Below are 15,687 nucleotides of genomic sequence, written 5' to 3' on the forward strand. Positions count from 1 at the left end.
CCGCGGAGGCCATCATGGTGACGATCATGGACATGAATACTGGCAAGGTCATCGAGGAACCCGAGGAATACGGCGAGGAAGTGCTCAACGCCAGCTGGCTGCCACCGCGGCCCGAGCCGGCGCTGCAGGTGCAGCAGGTCGAGCACATCGAGACGGAACCGAAAGCCCCGCCGATGGACGTCGAGCACTTCCTCGAAGCGGTCTACCGCTACCAGGAATGACTGCCGGCAGCGCCATGCGCCAGACCTGCACAAGGCTGCGGGCTCGCGCGCGGCGGGATGGTTTGCGGGAGGCGCCCCGCGCGATTGCTCGCGGCGGCGCAGCCTTGTCCGTCAGAGCGCGTGCAGGCGGTCGCCGCGCATGAAACCGAGCGGGGGTTCGGTGATCCCCTTGCCCAGCGCCAGTACTTTGAACAACTCCCCCATTTCCTGCGGCGTGGTCAGGCGCTGCACTGCGCGCGCCGCGCGGATGTAGTCCGCACTCTGCTCCGGTCCGCGCCGCGCCAGACATTCCAGCACCCCGCAGTTGAACAGGAAGGCCGCCTGATTGGTGTAGCCGAGCACATCCAGCCCGGCATCGAATGCGGCTTCGGCAACCGCGGTGAAATCCACGAAGGCGGTGATGTCGTTGAGTCCCGGCCACAGGAAGGGATCGCCGTGCGCCTGGTGGCGGTAGTAACACAGCAGCGTCCCGTTCGAGCGCGAAGGCAGGTAGTACTCGGCGCGCGGGTAGCCATAATCGATGAGCAGCAGTGCACCGCGCTCGAGGCGCGCAGCCCATTCCGCGACCCACGCGCGGGCGGCGAGGTTCAGTTCGGTCACGTATTCGGCACTGTCCGAGCGTGGCAGCTCAAGCGCTGCCGCCGCTTCAGCGACCACGCCACTGGCGGGCGAATCGGCCCAGCGCAGGGTGCCTGTGTCATCGACCGCGACACCACGCTCGAACAGGCCTTCAGCGCGTGTCACCACGAGGTGCACCGGCATCACGTCGAGCACCTCATTGGCGATCAGCACGCCGGAAAAATGTTCCGGCAGGGCGTCCAGCCAGCGCACCCGACTTGCGAGGTGAGGCACTTTCTCGGCAAGGGTGTCGAACTGGCGTTCGCGCAGCTCGCCGGACACTTCCAGAATGGCGTAGCTGTCGGGCAGGCAGCCGCGACGATCGAGTTCCAGCAGCAGGTCCGCGGCGAGCAGGCCGGTGCCGGCACCGACTTCGAGTACGAGCGGGGCGGAGGCGCGCATGACCTGCTCGACCTGCGCTGCGAGCGCCTGGCCGAACAGCGGCGTCAGCTCGGGCGAAGTGATGAAATCGCCGCCCGGACCGAACTTTCTCGCGCCGCCGCTGTAATACCCGAGGCCGGGCGCGTACAGGGCCAGTTCCATGTAACGCGAGAACGGGATCCAGCCACCGGCGTCGACGATGGCGGCGGTGATGGTCTGGACGAGGCGCGTGCTTTGTTCCAGCGCGTCGGCGGAAGGTTGGGGCAGGGACATGAGGCGGCCGGGAACGGGAAAACGCGTATTCTAACCGCGAGCCCTCGCCCGCCTCGCCGCGCGCGTGCCGCTTGGCAGGGAAATGCGCGGACGGTTGTGATCCGCCCCCCTGCGGCGGCGTTTGCAGGATCCGAGCGCTTCATGTGAAATCGGCCTTTGGCTTGACCGAACACCCACGCAAACCGATTCAGGGACCACCGCAACGATGAACACGCAGGACACCCCCGTCATCCTGATTACCGGCGCCGCGCGACGAGTCGGCGCGGAGATCGCGCGCACCCTACATGCGGGTGGCGCCAGCGTCGTGCTGCACTATCGCAGTTCGGCCGGCGAGGCAGACGCGCTCGCCGCAGGCTTCAACGGTCTGCGCGCGGATTCGGCGTGGGCCGTGCAGGCCGACCTGAAGGAAGACGGCGCGCCGGAAGGCCTGATCGATGCGATTCTCACCCGCCAGGGGCGCCTCGACGGCGTGGTGAATAATGCGTCGAGTTTCTTCCCCACACCGCTCGGCACGATCGACGCCGCGGCGTGGACGGATCTGATCGGCTCGAACCTGAAAGGACCGCTATTCCTGTCGCAGGCGGCCGCACCGGCGCTGCGCGCGGCGCACGGCGCGATCGTGAATATCGTCGACATCCATGCCGAACGGCCGCTGCGCCACTATCCGCTGTATTGCGCCGCGAAGGCCGGCCTGCTCGGCCTGACACGCGCGCTGGCACTGGAGCTGGCGCCCGAGGTGCGCGTGAATGGGGTTTCGCCGGGGGCGATCGAGTGGCCCGAGGACGGCCAGTTTCCACCGGCCGAACGCGAGGCGATCATCAGCCACACGCTGCTCGGACGCCCCGGCAGCCCCGCCGACATCGCCCGTACGGTACGCTTCCTGATGTTCGACGCACCCTACATCACCGGCCAGATCCTCGCCGTCGACGGCGGGCGCAGCGCGCATCTGTGAACTTTTCGAAACCGTTTGCGCAGCGCACAAAGGTATAATTCCGCACGTTTTTCCCCGCAGGATTCCCGCCGTGAATGCCCCTTTCGCTGCCGCCGAGGCAGCCCTCCCGCCCGCCGATGCGCAGCCCCTCGTCGAGGCGCCCCGCCCCGAGGCGGGTGACAGCCGCTTTTCCAATACTTTCCTGCGGCTGAAGAAGAAGCTCGAGCGCGGGGTCGGCAAGGCGATTGCCGATTTCAACATGATCGGCGAAGGCGACACGGTGATGGTGTGCGTGTCCGGCGGCAAGGATTCGTACACGCTGCTGTCCTGCCTGCTGGCGCTGCGCGAGCGTGCGCCGGTGAATTTCCGCATCGTCGCGATGAACCTCGACCAGAAGCAGCCGGGCTTTCCCGCCGACGTGCTGCCGGCGTATTTCGAGTCGATTGGCGTCGAGTACCGCATCGTCACCGAAGACACTTATTCGATCGTCAAGGACAAGATCCCCGAGGGCAAGACCACCTGCTCGCTGTGCTCGCGTCTGCGCCGCGGCATCATCTACCGCGTCGCGCGCGAGATCGGTGCGACGCGCATCGCGCTCGGGCATCACCGCGACGACATGCTGGAAACGCTGTTCCTGAACATGTTCTTCGGCGGCAAGATCAAGGCGATGCCGCCCAAGCTCGTCAGCGACAATGGCGAGCACGTCGTGATCAGGCCGCTCGCTTACTGCACCGAGGCCGAGATCGCGCGCTTTGCCCGCACGATGGCGTTCCCGATCATCCCGTGCAATCTGTGCGGCTCGCAGGAGAATGCGCAGCGCAAGCACATCAAGACAATGCTGCAGGGCTGGGCGCGCGAACATCCCGGCCGCATCGAGTCGATCGCGACCGCGCTCAGCCAGGTCGTGCCCTCGCACCTCGCCGACGCCTCGCTGTTCGACTTCAAGGGTCTGACGCGCGACACCGCCGTCGCCGAAGGCGATATCGCATTCGACCGCCCTGAACTGCCGAGCGGCACGACGACGATCCGCATCGTGAGCGATTTAACGGACGAGGATTGAGCGCCCGAAATCCGGCTTGCATCGTCCGGCGCATTTGACGATCATCGTCACGCTGTCTGCAAGCCTCCCCCCGCAACCGACCTGCATCTGCCCCCGGAACCCGTTCATGGCCCAGCCGAACAAGGTCTGCGTTCTCGTTGCCGAAGTACCCGGCGCGGACCGTCTTGCCGATGCGCTTGACGCCGACGAGGCCAGCCACGCCATCGAACGCTGCATGCACCGCATGGACCGCGCGATCGAAGCCAACGCGGGAACTGCGCTGCGGCGTGGCCCGGCGCGCATCTGCGCGCTGTTCGAACGCAGCGACGGGGCCATCCTCGCCGCCTGCGAAATGCTCGAGCGCGTGCAGAGCTTGCCACCGCTACGCGGCCTGCGCATGGCGATTCGCGTCGGCCTGCATTACGGCGCGGCCGAGTCCGGTGATGGCGAACACATCGCGACGTGCCTTGCCGAGGCGGCCAAGCCCGGCCATGCGCTGGCGAGCGCGGCCGTACTGAGTGAGCTGTCTCCCGGTACGCGGCAGTTTGCGGGCGCGGCGCCATCGCGCAACCCCGCTCTCGCCGGACTGGGATGGCCCGCCTATGCGGTCGGCCGCCAACCCGGTGCGATCGCATCGATTCCGGTCACCACACGAATTTCCCCGCGTCTGCGCATCCGCCATCAGCAGGACATCCTGTTCGTCGAGGAAACCCGTCCGGTGCTGCTGTTCGGGCGCGAATTGGGTAACGACGTGGTCATCCACGACCCGCGTGCGTCGCGCCAGCACGCCCGCATCGAACGCCGCCGCGAGGGCTTCGTCCTGATCGACCAGAGCACCAACGGCACCTTTCTCGCCGAAGATGGCAGCACCGAGCGCTGCATCAAGGCGGGCGAAGTCCCGCTGGCGGGCGCCGGACGCATCGGCTGCGGCTTTTCCGCCAACGAGATCGAGCGCGACCTGGTGTTCTTCGAGATTCTATAGGCCGGGTCCGCATTCTACCGGCGCCCGCAACACCGCCCCTTCGAGACGCCGCGCCCGCGGGGCCGTCGCGGCCCAACCCACTTCCGATGAGTTTCCTGTCCCTGATCGACCCCGGCCCCGACGCCGGTCTTGCCGCGCTGTTCGCGTCGAGCTTTCTCTCCGCGACGCTGTTGCCCGGCGGCTCCGAGATCGTCCTCGCCGGCGTGCTGACGCTGCGCCCGGAGCAACTTGTCGCTGCGCTCACGCTCGCGACCGTCGGCAACACCCTCGGCGGCATGAGTACCTGGGCGCTCGCCCGGCTGCTGCCGCAGAAGGCCGACACGAGCCGGCTCGAGCGGGTACGCCATCACGGTGCGCCGATCCTGCTGCTGTCGTGGGCACCGGTCATCGGCGATGCGCTATGCGCCGCCGCCGGCTGGCTGCGCCTGCCCTGGCTACCGTGCCTGCTATGGATGGCGGTCGGCAAGCTGCTACGCTATGCGCTGATCGCCTATTCCGTCACCTGACGGCCTGACTCTTCCTACCGCACCGATACCATGAGCATCCAACGCCACGGCACCACCGCCCGCTATTCCGACATCGTCGTGCACAACGGCACCGCGTGGATCGTCGAAGTCCCCGCCACCGAAGGCGCCGACGCCACCACCCAGACACGCGAGATCCTCGACAGCCTCGACGGGCTTCTCGCACGCGCCGGCAGCAGCCGCGAGCGGCTGGTGATGGCGACAATCTACCTCACCGACCTGGCCGATTACGACGCGATGAACGCGGCGTGGGAAGCGTGGCTACCCGCCGGCAGCGCGCCGTCGCGCGCCTGCGTGCAGGTCGCCGGACTGGCGCGCGCGGGATGGCGGATCGAAATTGCCGTGATGGCGGCAGTTTGAGTCCGTATCTGAATCTTCCCGACGCGCCCCTGTCTGACTCCTCACGCAGTACAACACGCTGCAAAATCAATCCCCTACCCCGCACATGGGCTTAAAGCGCCCTTCTATTGCACTGCGGTAAGCTACAATTTGGGGCTTCCCGCCGTCCCGGTACCGGAACATTTCATGACTCAACGCCTGCGCGAGATCCCTTACAACTACACCTCGTTCTCCGACCGCGAGATCGTCATCCGCCTGCTCGGCGCCGATGCGTGGCAAGCGCTCAATGCCTTGCGCGAGGAACGAGTCACCGGGCGCTCGGCGCGCATGCTCTACGAGGTGCTCGGCGACATCTGGGTGGTGCAGCGCAACCCCTACCTGCAGGACGATCTGCTCGAGAATCCGGAGCGGCGCAAGGCGCTGATCGAGGCGCTGCGCCACCGTTTGCGCGAAGTCGAAAAACGTCGCGAGGAAAGTGCCCCGCAGGACCCGGAACGCAGCGACAAGGTCGCCCGCCTGGTCGAAGCCGCGCATGGGGCGGTGGATCGCTTTGCCCGCCTGTTCACCGATACCGAGGCGCTGCGCAAGAAGACGCTGAAGGCGCTCGCCCGCCATACCAAGCGCGACAACATCTGCTTCGACGGTCACGCGCGGGTGTCGCATGTCACCGACGCGACCGACTGGCGCGTCGAGTACCCCTTCGTGGTGCTGTACCCGGACACCGAAGCGGAAATGGCGCCGCTGGTGCGCAGCTGCATCGAGCTCGGTCTGACGATCATCCCGCGCGGCGGCGGCACCGGCTACACCGGCGGCGCCGTGCCGCTCGATGCGAAGTCGGTGGTGATCAATACCGAAAAGCTGATCGATATCGGCCCGGTCGAGGAAACCCTGCTACCCGGCCTCGACGGCAAGCCGACGACGCCCTACGCGACGATCCGCACCGGTGCGGGCGTCGTCACCGAACGCGTATCCGAGGCCGCTTCCACCGCCGGCCGGGTGTTCGCGGTCGACCCGACCTCGGCGAGCGCCTCGTGCATCGGCGGCAACATCGCGATGAACGCGGGCGGCAAGAAGGCCGTGCTGTGGGGCACCGCGCTCGACAATCTGGCGTGGTGGAAGATGGTCACGCCGGACGGCAACTGGCTGGAAGTCGAACGCCTCGACCACAATTTCGGCAAGATCCACGAGCAGGAACGCGTGCATTTCCGCCTGCGCCGCTTCGATGCGGCCGGCAAGAAGCAGCTGTCCGAGGAAGTCCTCACGCTGGCGGGCGCGTCGTGCCGCAAGGTCGGCCTCGGCAAGGACGTCACCGACAAGTTCCTCGGCGGCGTACCGGGCGTGCAGAAGGAAGGCACCGACGGCCTGATCGTCGCCGCGCGCTGGGTGCTGCACAAGATGCCGCCCGTGACGCGCACGGTGTGCCTGGAGTTCTTCGGCCAGGTGCGCGAGGCGGTGCCGGCGATCGTCGAGATCACCGACTACTTCAAACCCGGCGGCGAAGGCCACCGGCTCGGCGTGCAACTCGCGGGCCTCGAACACCTCGACGAACGCTACGTCAACGCGGTCGGCTACACCACCAAGGCCAAGCGCCACGGCCGGCCAAAGATGGTGCTGGTCGGTGACATCGTCGGCCACGACGAGGCCGCCGTGATGACGGCCACGTCGGAAGTGGTGCGCATGTGCAATGTGCGCGGCGCCGAAGGCTTCATCGCGGTGAGCCCCGAGCAGCGGAAGCGCTTCTGGCTCGACCGCTCGCGCACCGCGGCGATCTCGCGCCACACCAACGCGTTCAAGGTGAACGAAGACGTGGTGATCCCGCTGCCGCGCATGGGCGACTACTGCGACGGCATCGAGCGCATCAACATCGAGCTCTCCACGCGCAACAAGCTGGAGCTGTGCGATGCGCTCACCGACATGCTGCGGGGCGAGCTGCCGCTCGATCAGGGCGACGCGAACCTCGCCAGCGACGAGCTGATCGGCGACCGTCGCCAGGCCGCGATCGACTATATCGCGAGCGTGCGCCGGCGCTGGCAGTGGCTGCTCGACAACCTCGACCTGCCCCTGGCCGCGGCGGACGCGCAATTTGCCGACTACGGCATCCACGCAGGGGCACTGACCAATCGCGCCGCGGATCCGGTGCTGTTCCACCGCCTGCAGGACTACTCCGTGCGGACCTCGTGGAAGACCGAGCTCAAGCCGCGTCTCGACAAGATCTTCGACGGTGCCGTATTCCGTCCGGTCGTCGCGCGCATCGAGGAAGTGCACAAGGAAGTGCTGCGCGGGCGCGTCTTCGTCGCGCTGCACATGCACGCCGGCGATGGCAACGTGCATACCAACATCCCGGTGAACTCCGACCACTACGAGATGCTGCAGACCGCCAACCGGGCGGTCGACCGCATCATGGCGCTGGCGCGCTCGCTCGACGGCGTGATCTCCGGCGAACACGGGATCGGCATTACCAAGCTCGACTACCTGACCGATGCCGAGATGGCGAACTTCTGGGCGTACAAGCAGAAGGTCGACCCCGAAGGCCGCTTCAACCGCGGCAAGCTGATGCGCGGCGCCGGCACGCTCACCGGCAACCTCGACAATGCCTACACGCCCAGCTTCAACCTGATGGGCCACGAGTCGCTGATCATGGAGCAGACCGAGATCGGCGACATCGCGCACGACATCAAGGACTGCCTGCGTTGCGGCAAGTGCAAGCCGGTGTGCTCGACGCACGTGCCGCGCGCGAACCTGCTGTACAGCCCGCGCAACAAGATCCTCAGCACCTCGCTGCTGATCGAGGCGATGCTGTACGAGGAGCAGACACGGCGCGGCGTGTCGCTCGCGCACTGGGCGGAGTTCGAGGACGTCGCCGACCACTGCACGGTGTGCCACAAGTGCGAGAAGCCGTGCCCGGTCGACATCGACTTCGGCGACGTGTCGATCAAGATGCGCAACCTGCTGCGGAAGCAGGGCAAGAAGAGCTTCAACCCCGGCAAGGCCGCGGCGATGGCCTTCCTCACCGCGAAGGATCCGGCGACGATCAAGCTGATCCGCACTGGCATGATCGAGTGGGGCTACAAGGCGCAGCGCCTCGCGCACAAGGTCGGCAAATCGCTCGGCCTGATCCAGTCGCAGGTGAATGCGCCACCGGCGACGCTCGGCAAGCCGCCGCTGCGCGCGCAGGTGATCCACTTCATCAACAAGCCGATGCCGGGCAACCTGCCCAAGCGCACCAGCCGCGCGCTGCTCGACATCGAGGACGACACCGTCATCCCGGTGATCCGCAACCCGCAGATCAAGCGCGACGAGTCCGAAGCCGTGTTCTACTTCCCCGGCTGCGGCTCGGAGCGCCTGTTCAGCCAGGTCGGCCTCGCCACGCAGGCGATGCTGTATCAGGTGGGCACGACCACGGTGCTGCCGCCCGGCTATCTGTGCTGCGGCTACCCGCAGACCGCCGCCGGCGAGGAGGACAAGGGCCAGCAGATCACCACCGACAACCGCGTGCTGTTCCACCGCGTCGCCAACACGCTGAACTATCTCGACATCAAGACGGTGATCGTGTCCTGCGGCACCTGCATGGATCAGCTCTTGAAGTACCAGTTCGACAAGATCTTCCCCGGCTGCCGGCTGCTTGACATCCATGAATACCTGATGGAAAAGGGCATCGCGCTGGAAGGCATCACCGGTACCAAGTACATGTACCACGAGCCCTGCCATACGCCGATGAAGGTGCATTCGGGCATCAAGGTGGCGAACCAGCTGATGGGCACGCGTGTCGATCTGAGCGACCGCTGCTGCGGCGAGTCGGGCACGCTCGCGGTCGCACGCCCGGACGTCTCGACGCAGGTGCGCTTCCGCAAGCAGGAGGAGATCGAGAAAGGTGCCGCGGCACTGCGCGAAAACCCCGCCGACCCGATCAAGATCCTGACCTCCTGCCCGTCCTGCCTGCAGGGCCTGTCGCGCTACGCAAACGACGCGGGCGGCGTCGAAGCCGACTACATCGTTGTCGAGATCGCCAAGCACCTGCTGGGCGAGAACTGGATGCCGGAGTACGTGCAGCGTGCCAACAGCGGCGGCATCGAGCGGGTGCTGCTGTAAGACCTTGCCGCCGGTTCGCCTCGTGCAGGCGGTCCGGCGGTCACCATTACGAGCGCTTCACTCGCCATGCGCGCGGGCCGGGTCCGCGCTGACGCCGAGTTTCATCGGTCCTCCAGCGGCCGTTCCCGGTGCAGCCGCCGCCACAGCTCCGGCATGGCCTCGGCCGCACGCAGGCGCAGGTGGTAGGTCACCAGCGGGCTCACCTCGGTATCGCCCGGATTGATCTCGACGCTCGGCACGCCGACCTGATTGGCCCACCACACCGGCCCGGAGATATAAGGGAACACGCTTGTCGTGCCGATCGACACGACAAGGTCGACGCCGTCCGCGAGCAGCGCCTCCAGCCGGCGCAAGCCGGTTTCCGGCAGCATCTCGCCGAACAGCACGACGTCCGGCCGCAACACCCCGCCACACACGGGGCAGTCAGGCGGAATCCGCAACCCCGAATAGTCATGCACGGACCGCCCATGCCGGCATTCCATGCAGCGCAGGCGGTGCACGGTGCCGTGGATCTCGATCAGATTGCGCGAGCCGGCGTCGCGGTGCAGACCATCGACGTTCTGCGTCAGCACCCACACGCCGGGGCATTCGTGTTCCAGCGCGGCGATGATGCGGTGCGCGATGTTCGGCTGCGCGCCGCGGCAGTTCGCCTCGATCTCGGCGATGTATTTCCACGCAATGTCGGGACGCACGCGCATCATCTCGCCCGACAGCGCCTCTTCGATGGTCAGACCGTCCTCGGTCAGGCGTTCGTGATACAGCCCGCCGATGCCGCGGTAGGTCGGCAGCCCGGAGTCGGCCGAAATGCCGGCGCCGGTGATGAACAGGATGCGCTCGGATTCGCCGATCAGCCGCGCCACGCGATCAAGCGTTTCAGTTTCGGTCATGGGTCACGCCTTGGCCACTTCGACAAGGCAATCATAAAACGTCGGCCCTCCGCCGATGTCGGTCAGCGCCGCCGAGGTTACCGCATTGGCATTTTCACCATCGCCCGAGAGCTTGCGCCACCAGATCGACGGACACACGACGAGGCCGCAGCGCACGCGCTCCGTGATCACCGCCTGCGCGTGGAAGGCGCCGCGGTCATTGAAGATGCGCACGCGCTCACCAGCGGCAATGCCGCGTCGCGCGGCGTCGTCCGGATGGATCTCGAGCTTCGGGCTGCCCTCCTGTTGCAGGAAACGCGGCATGTTGGCGAAGCTGGTATTGAGGAAGTTGCGCGCCGGCGGCGAGATCATCGCCAGCGGATAACGCGCGGCGAGCGCCGGATTGCTGACCGGCGACTCGTGCGGCGGCACCCACGCGGGCAGCGGATCGAGCCCCTGCTGGGCGAGGCTGGCGGAAAAGAATTCGCACTTGCCCGACGGCGTCAGGAATTCCCCCTTGGCGAAGGGCGCGAAGGGCCGCGGCAGGTTCAGGCGTGCCCAGCCGCGCGCGGCGAGCGTCGCGGGGTCCAACCCGAGCGCGCGATTGTCGCGTCGCTTGAAGGCGGCTGCGGCGATCTCGTCATCGGACTCGAACAGCGCCGCCTCGGTGAACCCCAGACGCGCGGCGAGCAGGCGGAACACCTCGGTATTCGGCTTGGCCTCGCCCAGCGGCGCAATCGCCGGCTGGTTGGTCACGGCGTAGAAGTGGCCATAGGACTTGTGCACGTCGCGATGTTCGAGCTGGCTCGTCGCCGGCAGCACGATGTCGGCGTAGTCGGCGGTATCGGTCTGGAAGAGTTCGTGCACGACGCAGAACAGGTCCTCGCGCGCGAAACCCTCGCGCACGCGCCCGCCATCGGGCGCGACCGCCACCGGGTTGGAGTTGTACACGTAGATCGCGCGGATCGGCGGCTCCTTGGCCGCCAGCAGCGCCTCGCCGATCGTCGACATGTTGATCGTGCGCGTCGGGCGGGCGTGGGCGTCGGTATACAGATCCGGCCGCTCCAGCGCCTGCTGGTCGAGCGGGAAGTTGCCGGACGTCGACAACAGGGCGCCGCCCGCCGGATGACGCCATGCGCCGGTGAGCGCCGGCAGGCAGGCGATGTTGCGCACCGCCATGCCGCCACCGGCACAACGGTTGAGTCCATAGTTCAGGCGGATCGCGGCCGGCTTCACGCTGCCATACTCGCGCGCGAGGCCCCGGATCGTTTCGGCGGCGAGGCCCGTCAGCGGCGCCGCCCATTCCGGCGTGCAGTCCCTGACCCGCTCGGCGAGCGCATCGAAACCGAGCGTATGCGCAGCGATGTAGTCGTGGTCAAGCAGATCGTCGGCGATCAGCACCTGCATCAGCGCCAGCGCCAGCGCGCCGTCGGTGCCCGGCCAGGGCGCGAGATGCATGGTGCACTTTTCCGCCGTCTGCGTGCGCCACGGATCGATGCACACCAGCTTCGCGCCGCGCCGCTTGGCCTCCTGGATGTAGCGCCAGCCGTGCAGGTTCGACACCACCGGGTTGCCGCCCCAGATCAGGATCAGCTTGGCATCGACGATCGCTTCCGGGTCCATGCCGACCGACGCGCCGATGCTCGCCTTCCAGCCCGCCGCCCCCGCTGCCGCGCAGATCGTGCGGTCGAGCAGCGAGGCGCCGAGGCGATGGAAGAAGCGGAAATCCATGCTGCTGCCCTGCACCAGCCCGAGCGTGCCACCGTAGCTGTAGGGCAGGATCGCGCGCGGATCGTCGGCGGCGATCGCCTGGAACTTAGCAGCGATGGTATCGAGCGCCTCGTCCCATGTGATGCGCTCGAAACGTCCCTCGCCCTTCCTGCCGACGCGCTTCAGCGGATGCAGCAGGCGTTGGTCCGAATACACGCGCTCGAGGTAGTACGCGACCTTCGTGCACAGGGCGCCGTTCGTGAACGGCAGCTCGTCGGCGCCGCGGATCTTCACCGCGCGACCGTTCTCGACCGTGACTTCCATCGCGCAGGTGTCGGGACAATCGTGTGGACAGGCCGCGCGTACGACCTTGCTGGCAGGAGAGTTCATGTCGATTCCCGAAATTCAACGCATCCGACGCCCGCATGTCGGCCCCGCATCAGCTGCCCGGCGGCAGGCGACCGGACCGGCACAGTGATCCACCGCCGCACCTATCGTCGCGTCACGGCATCCGCATCCGCATCCAGGAGCCGAGCCGGCCGGCACCCCGCATCAGCGCGGCGCACGCCCCGTGTTCGCCCCCGCCCTGATCAACTCTGCGTAACGCGCCCGGTCGGCGGCGAAACGCGCGCGCGCCGCTTCGATGTCCCGCGCCTTGGTCTCGAATATCGTCCCGAACGTCGCCAGCTCGCTGTCGATCGCGCGCAAGCTGGTGCTCAGCTCGCGCGGGATCTGACGTCCCTTGTAGAACTCGGCGTCCTGTTCGAGGCGCTTGCGCTTGGTCCGCAACTCCGCCTCGCGCTCGCGGGCTTCCGCAAGGCTGCGTTCGATCTCGGCAATTTCGCGGTCGCGGCGACGGTCGATGTCCTCGACACTGCCATACGTCTCGAGCAACGCCTGGTCGAGACGGCGCTGCTTCACTTGCTGCACCTCTTCGTCCTTGCGCCGCTGCTCGTCGGCCTTGCGGCGCGCGATTTCCTCGGCGCTCAGCGGCGCGGCGATCTGACGCTTGATCGTGCCCTGCGGTCCCATCTCCCGATAGGCGCTTTCGTAGCATGCCGCAGGCAGCACGTCGCCGCACACGCGTCGACCATTGGCGTCGTCGCAGCAATAGATCCGGGCCGACGCGTCCGCCAGCGGCAGACTCAGCGCCACCACACACAAGAGCTCAATGCTGCGTCGCGATGCCATAAGTGTCCCGATATGCCTGCACTGCATCCAGATTCGCCGCCAGTTGCGGGCTGTCGCCCAGGTAGCCGATCAAATCGTCGAGCGTCGCCACCGCAAGCACCGGCATGGCGAAGGTGTCGCGCACTTCCTGCACTGCCGACTGCGTGCCCTTGCCGCGCTCCATGCGGTCGAGCGCGATCACCACACCGGCCGGCTGCGCGCCGGCAGCACGGATAATGTCGACCGATTCGCGCACCGAGGTACCGGCGGAAATCACGTCATCGAGGATCAGCACGCGCCCCGTGAGCGGCGCCCCGACCAGCGTGCCGCCTTCGCCGTGGTCCTTGGCTTCCTTGCGATTGAAGGCGAAGGGCAGATTCACCCCCTGCTCGGCCAGCCGGATCGCAACGCCCGCGACCAGCGGAATGCCCTTGTAGGCGGGGCCGAACAGCATGTCGCAGGGCACGCCCGCGGCGACGATCGCACGCGCGTAGAAACCGCACAGTTCGCGGAACGAGGCGCCGTCGTCAAACAGGCCGGCGTTGAAGAAATACGGCGAATTTCGGCCGGCCTTGGTCACGAACGATCCAAAGCGCAGCACGCCCTTGTTACAGGCCAATGCAATGAAATCCCGGCTAAAATCCACGTCCCTGTTTCCAATTTTGGGTTACCCGGCAGAATGTTACGCGTCATCACCATCAACCTCAACGGCATCCGCTCGGCGGTCAACAAGGGCCTGCTCGAGTGGCTCGACACCCAGCACGCCGATGTCATCTGCCTGCAGGAACTCAAGGCCCAGGCCGGCGACCTGAGCGACGCGATGCGCGCGCCGGCCGGTCTTGCAGGCTATTTCCACCATGCCGAGAAGAAGGGCTACAGCGGCGTCGGGCTGTACACGCGGCGCACACCGGACCGCGTCGTCGAGGGCCTTGGCATCGCCGACATCGACGCCGAGGGCCGTTTCCTGCAGCTGGATTTCGGGAAGCTCTCGGTGATCTCGCTCTACCTGCCCTCGGGCTCCAGCTCGGAGGAGCGTCAGCAGGTGAAGTTCAGCTTCATGGAACGCTTCCTGCCGCATCTCGCGGCCCTGCATGCATGCGGCCGAGAAGTGATCGTGTGCGGTGACTGGAATATTGCGCACAAGGAAATCGACCTGAAGAACTGGAAATCCAACCAGAAGAACTCCGGTTTCCTGCCCGAGGAGCGCGCATGGATCAGCCGCCTGTTCGACGAGCAGGGCTGGGTGGACGTGTATCGCCGGCTCCACCCGGACACCACGGACGCCTGCTACACGTGGTGGTCGAACCGCGGCCAGGCGTGGGCGAAGAACGTCGGCTGGCGGCTGGATTACCAGCTCGCGACACCGGGCGTCGCACAAGCGGCCCGCGAGGCCAGCATCTACAAGGATCAGCGCTTTTCCGACCACGCGCCGCTGATCGTCGATTACGACTGGGCGCACTGAGACCGCAACCGGCGCCGACCAACGCTGCGGGCGCCCGCCTCAGGCCCGCATGCCGGCCGCCTCGCGCAACACGTCGCGCAGGTCGCCGAACTTCCTGCGATAGCGCGACGGCGTAAGCCGGACCTCGCGCTTGAACAGGCGCAAAAAGAAACTCGCATCCTCGTAGCCGAATTCCTCGGCGATCGCCTCGACCGGCAGACGGGTTGCCTCGAGCATCTGTTTCGCTTCCTCGATCCGCACCGCGTGCACGTAGGCAAGCGGCGACATGCCGGTGACCTGTTTGAAACGGCGCACGAAGGCGCGCTCGGACAGGCCGGTGAGCTGTGCCATCGCCGCGACCGGCGCCGGCTCCTGATAGTGGGTCGCGACCCATACCTGGGCGCGCGCGATCAACGCGTCGTCGGTCTGCCGGCTTGCGGCGAGTCGCGCAAAGGGCTGCTGGCCGACGTGATGCCAGTCGATCAGGTTCACGCGCGCCAGCTGTATCGCGGCGTCCACGCCGGCAAAACGCGCGACCAGATACAGCGCCAGATCCTGCCACGAGGTGCCGCCCCCTGCCATCACCAGGCGCTGGCCCTCCCCCGCGACGACGAGCGACCGCTGGTACTGCACGCGAATCTGCGGAAATCGTTCGGCGAGCGCATCGCAGAACGCCCAGTGCGTCGTTGCCGGCTCGCCGTCGAGAAGCCCCGCCTGCGCCATCAGCCGGGCGCCGAGGATTGGATGGTCGCGCAGCAAGACCTCGATGCGGCGACGATCGGCGATCATGCAGCAATCGGCCGGACGATCGGCGCACCGCTACTGCAGGCCTTCCGCGACCTCGACCGCGGTCGCTACGATGACGCGATCGAAACGCTGCGCCGATCGCGCACGGTTTCGGCGGCAGCCACGCGCAGCGCGATCAATCGCCGGCTGCAAGGGCGCCTTCCGTCCTGATTGCGAACCCGCGGCGAGGAAATCGCGTCGCATGCAGGACGCACGCGCCGCGACGGAACCCCTTGCGTTTGAGGTGCTCCCAAGGAGGTGCGGACGTAAATCTTCAGTGACCGCCCAACTTGTCACATTAGTTGCATTCAGCATTT

The 15,687-nt window shown here is 66.9% G+C and carries 15 protein-coding genes; 9 read left to right on the forward strand and 6 right to left on the reverse strand.

Annotation, left to right across the window (positions count from 1 at the left end):
- Positions 1-14 precede the first annotated feature (14 nt).
- A complete protein-coding gene (locus GPA25_RS11150; protein ID WP_169260460.1) occupies positions 15-221 on the forward strand; it encodes a hypothetical protein in 207 nt (68 codons plus the stop codon).
- Between the two features lie 111 nt (positions 222-332).
- Here the strand turns inward: GPA25_RS11150 and GPA25_RS11155 are convergent, their stop codons facing one another.
- Positions 333-1,493, reverse strand: coding sequence for a class I SAM-dependent methyltransferase (locus GPA25_RS11155; RefSeq protein WP_169260461.1), 1,161 nt, complete (start codon positions 1,491-1,493; stop codon positions 333-335).
- A gap of 205 nt (positions 1,494-1,698) precedes the next feature.
- On the opposite strand from GPA25_RS11155, the gene GPA25_RS11160 reads away from it, so the two are divergent.
- The 6 genes from GPA25_RS11160 (at position 1,699) to GPA25_RS11185 (ending at position 9,397) form a co-directional block, all read left to right on the forward strand.
- On the forward strand, positions 1,699-2,445 hold the full coding sequence (locus GPA25_RS11160; RefSeq protein WP_169260462.1) for a pteridine reductase: 747 nt from the start codon (positions 1,699-1,701) through the stop codon (positions 2,443-2,445).
- A gap of 70 nt (positions 2,446-2,515) precedes the next feature.
- Entirely contained in the window at positions 2,516-3,484 is a 969-nt protein-coding gene (ttcA, locus tag GPA25_RS11165) for a tRNA 2-thiocytidine(32) synthetase TtcA (RefSeq protein WP_169260463.1), read from the forward strand.
- 106 nt (positions 3,485-3,590) lie between these two features.
- The gene (locus GPA25_RS11170; RefSeq protein ID WP_169260464.1) at positions 3,591-4,445 is read left to right on the forward strand and encodes an FHA domain-containing protein; all 855 of its coding nucleotides are present in this window, start codon (positions 3,591-3,593) and stop codon (positions 4,443-4,445) included.
- Positions 4,446-4,531: 86 nt separating this feature from the next.
- Entirely contained in the window at positions 4,532-4,951 is a 420-nt protein-coding gene (locus GPA25_RS11175; protein ID WP_169260465.1) for a YqaA family protein, read from the forward strand.
- Positions 4,952-4,981: 30 nt separating this feature from the next.
- Positions 4,982-5,329 (forward strand): RidA family protein, encoded by a 348-nt coding sequence (locus GPA25_RS11180; protein ID WP_169260466.1) that lies wholly within the window; start codon positions 4,982-4,984, stop codon positions 5,327-5,329.
- A 165-nt stretch (positions 5,330-5,494) separates the two neighbouring features.
- Positions 5,495-9,397 (forward strand): DUF3683 domain-containing protein, encoded by a 3,903-nt coding sequence (locus tag GPA25_RS11185; RefSeq protein WP_169260467.1) that lies wholly within the window; start codon positions 5,495-5,497, stop codon positions 9,395-9,397.
- A gap of 101 nt (positions 9,398-9,498) precedes the next feature.
- Here the strand turns inward: GPA25_RS11185 and GPA25_RS11190 are convergent, their stop codons facing one another.
- The 4 genes from GPA25_RS11190 to pyrE all read right to left on the reverse strand — a co-directional run bounded on the left by GPA25_RS11190 (position 9,499) and on the right by pyrE (position 13,789).
- Positions 9,499-10,284 (reverse strand): NAD-dependent deacylase, encoded by a 786-nt coding sequence (locus GPA25_RS11190; protein ID WP_169260468.1) that lies wholly within the window; start codon positions 10,282-10,284, stop codon positions 9,499-9,501.
- Between the two features lie 3 nt (positions 10,285-10,287).
- A complete protein-coding gene (locus GPA25_RS11195; RefSeq protein WP_169260469.1) occupies positions 10,288-12,363 on the reverse strand; it encodes a molybdopterin-containing oxidoreductase family protein in 2,076 nt (691 codons plus the stop codon).
- Positions 12,364-12,525: 162 nt separating this feature from the next.
- Positions 12,526-13,164, reverse strand: coding sequence for a nucleotide exchange factor GrpE (locus GPA25_RS11200; protein WP_169260470.1), 639 nt, complete (start codon positions 13,162-13,164; stop codon positions 12,526-12,528).
- Positions 13,142-13,789: an orotate phosphoribosyltransferase gene (pyrE, locus tag GPA25_RS11205; RefSeq protein ID WP_169260471.1), complete on the reverse strand. Its 648-nt coding sequence runs from the start codon at positions 13,787-13,789 to the stop codon at positions 13,142-13,144. Before pyrE ends, GPA25_RS11200 begins: the two co-directional genes overlap by 23 nt.
- Before the next feature lie 33 nt (positions 13,790-13,822).
- On the opposite strand from pyrE, the gene GPA25_RS11210 reads away from it, so the two are divergent.
- Positions 13,823-14,605, forward strand: a complete 783-nt coding sequence (locus GPA25_RS11210) for an exodeoxyribonuclease III (protein WP_169260472.1) — start codon at positions 13,823-13,825, stop codon at positions 14,603-14,605.
- A gap of 39 nt (positions 14,606-14,644) precedes the next feature.
- Here the strand turns inward: GPA25_RS11210 and GPA25_RS11215 are convergent, their stop codons facing one another.
- A complete protein-coding gene (locus GPA25_RS11215; RefSeq protein ID WP_169260473.1) occupies positions 14,645-15,373 on the reverse strand; it encodes a GlxA family transcriptional regulator in 729 nt (242 codons plus the stop codon).
- Between GPA25_RS11215 and GPA25_RS11220 the strand changes: the two genes are divergently transcribed.
- Positions 15,329-15,541 carry a hypothetical protein gene (locus GPA25_RS11220; protein WP_169260474.1) on the forward strand — a complete coding sequence of 71 codons (213 nt, stop codon included), beginning with the start codon at positions 15,329-15,331 and terminating at the stop codon, positions 15,539-15,541. The genes GPA25_RS11215 and GPA25_RS11220 overlap by 45 nt on opposite strands.
- The last annotated feature ends 146 nt before the right edge of the window (positions 15,542-15,687 follow it).

This window comes from Aromatoleum diolicum, from assembly GCF_012910955.1.
Lineage (GTDB): Bacteria > Pseudomonadota > Gammaproteobacteria > Burkholderiales > Rhodocyclaceae > Aromatoleum > Aromatoleum diolicum.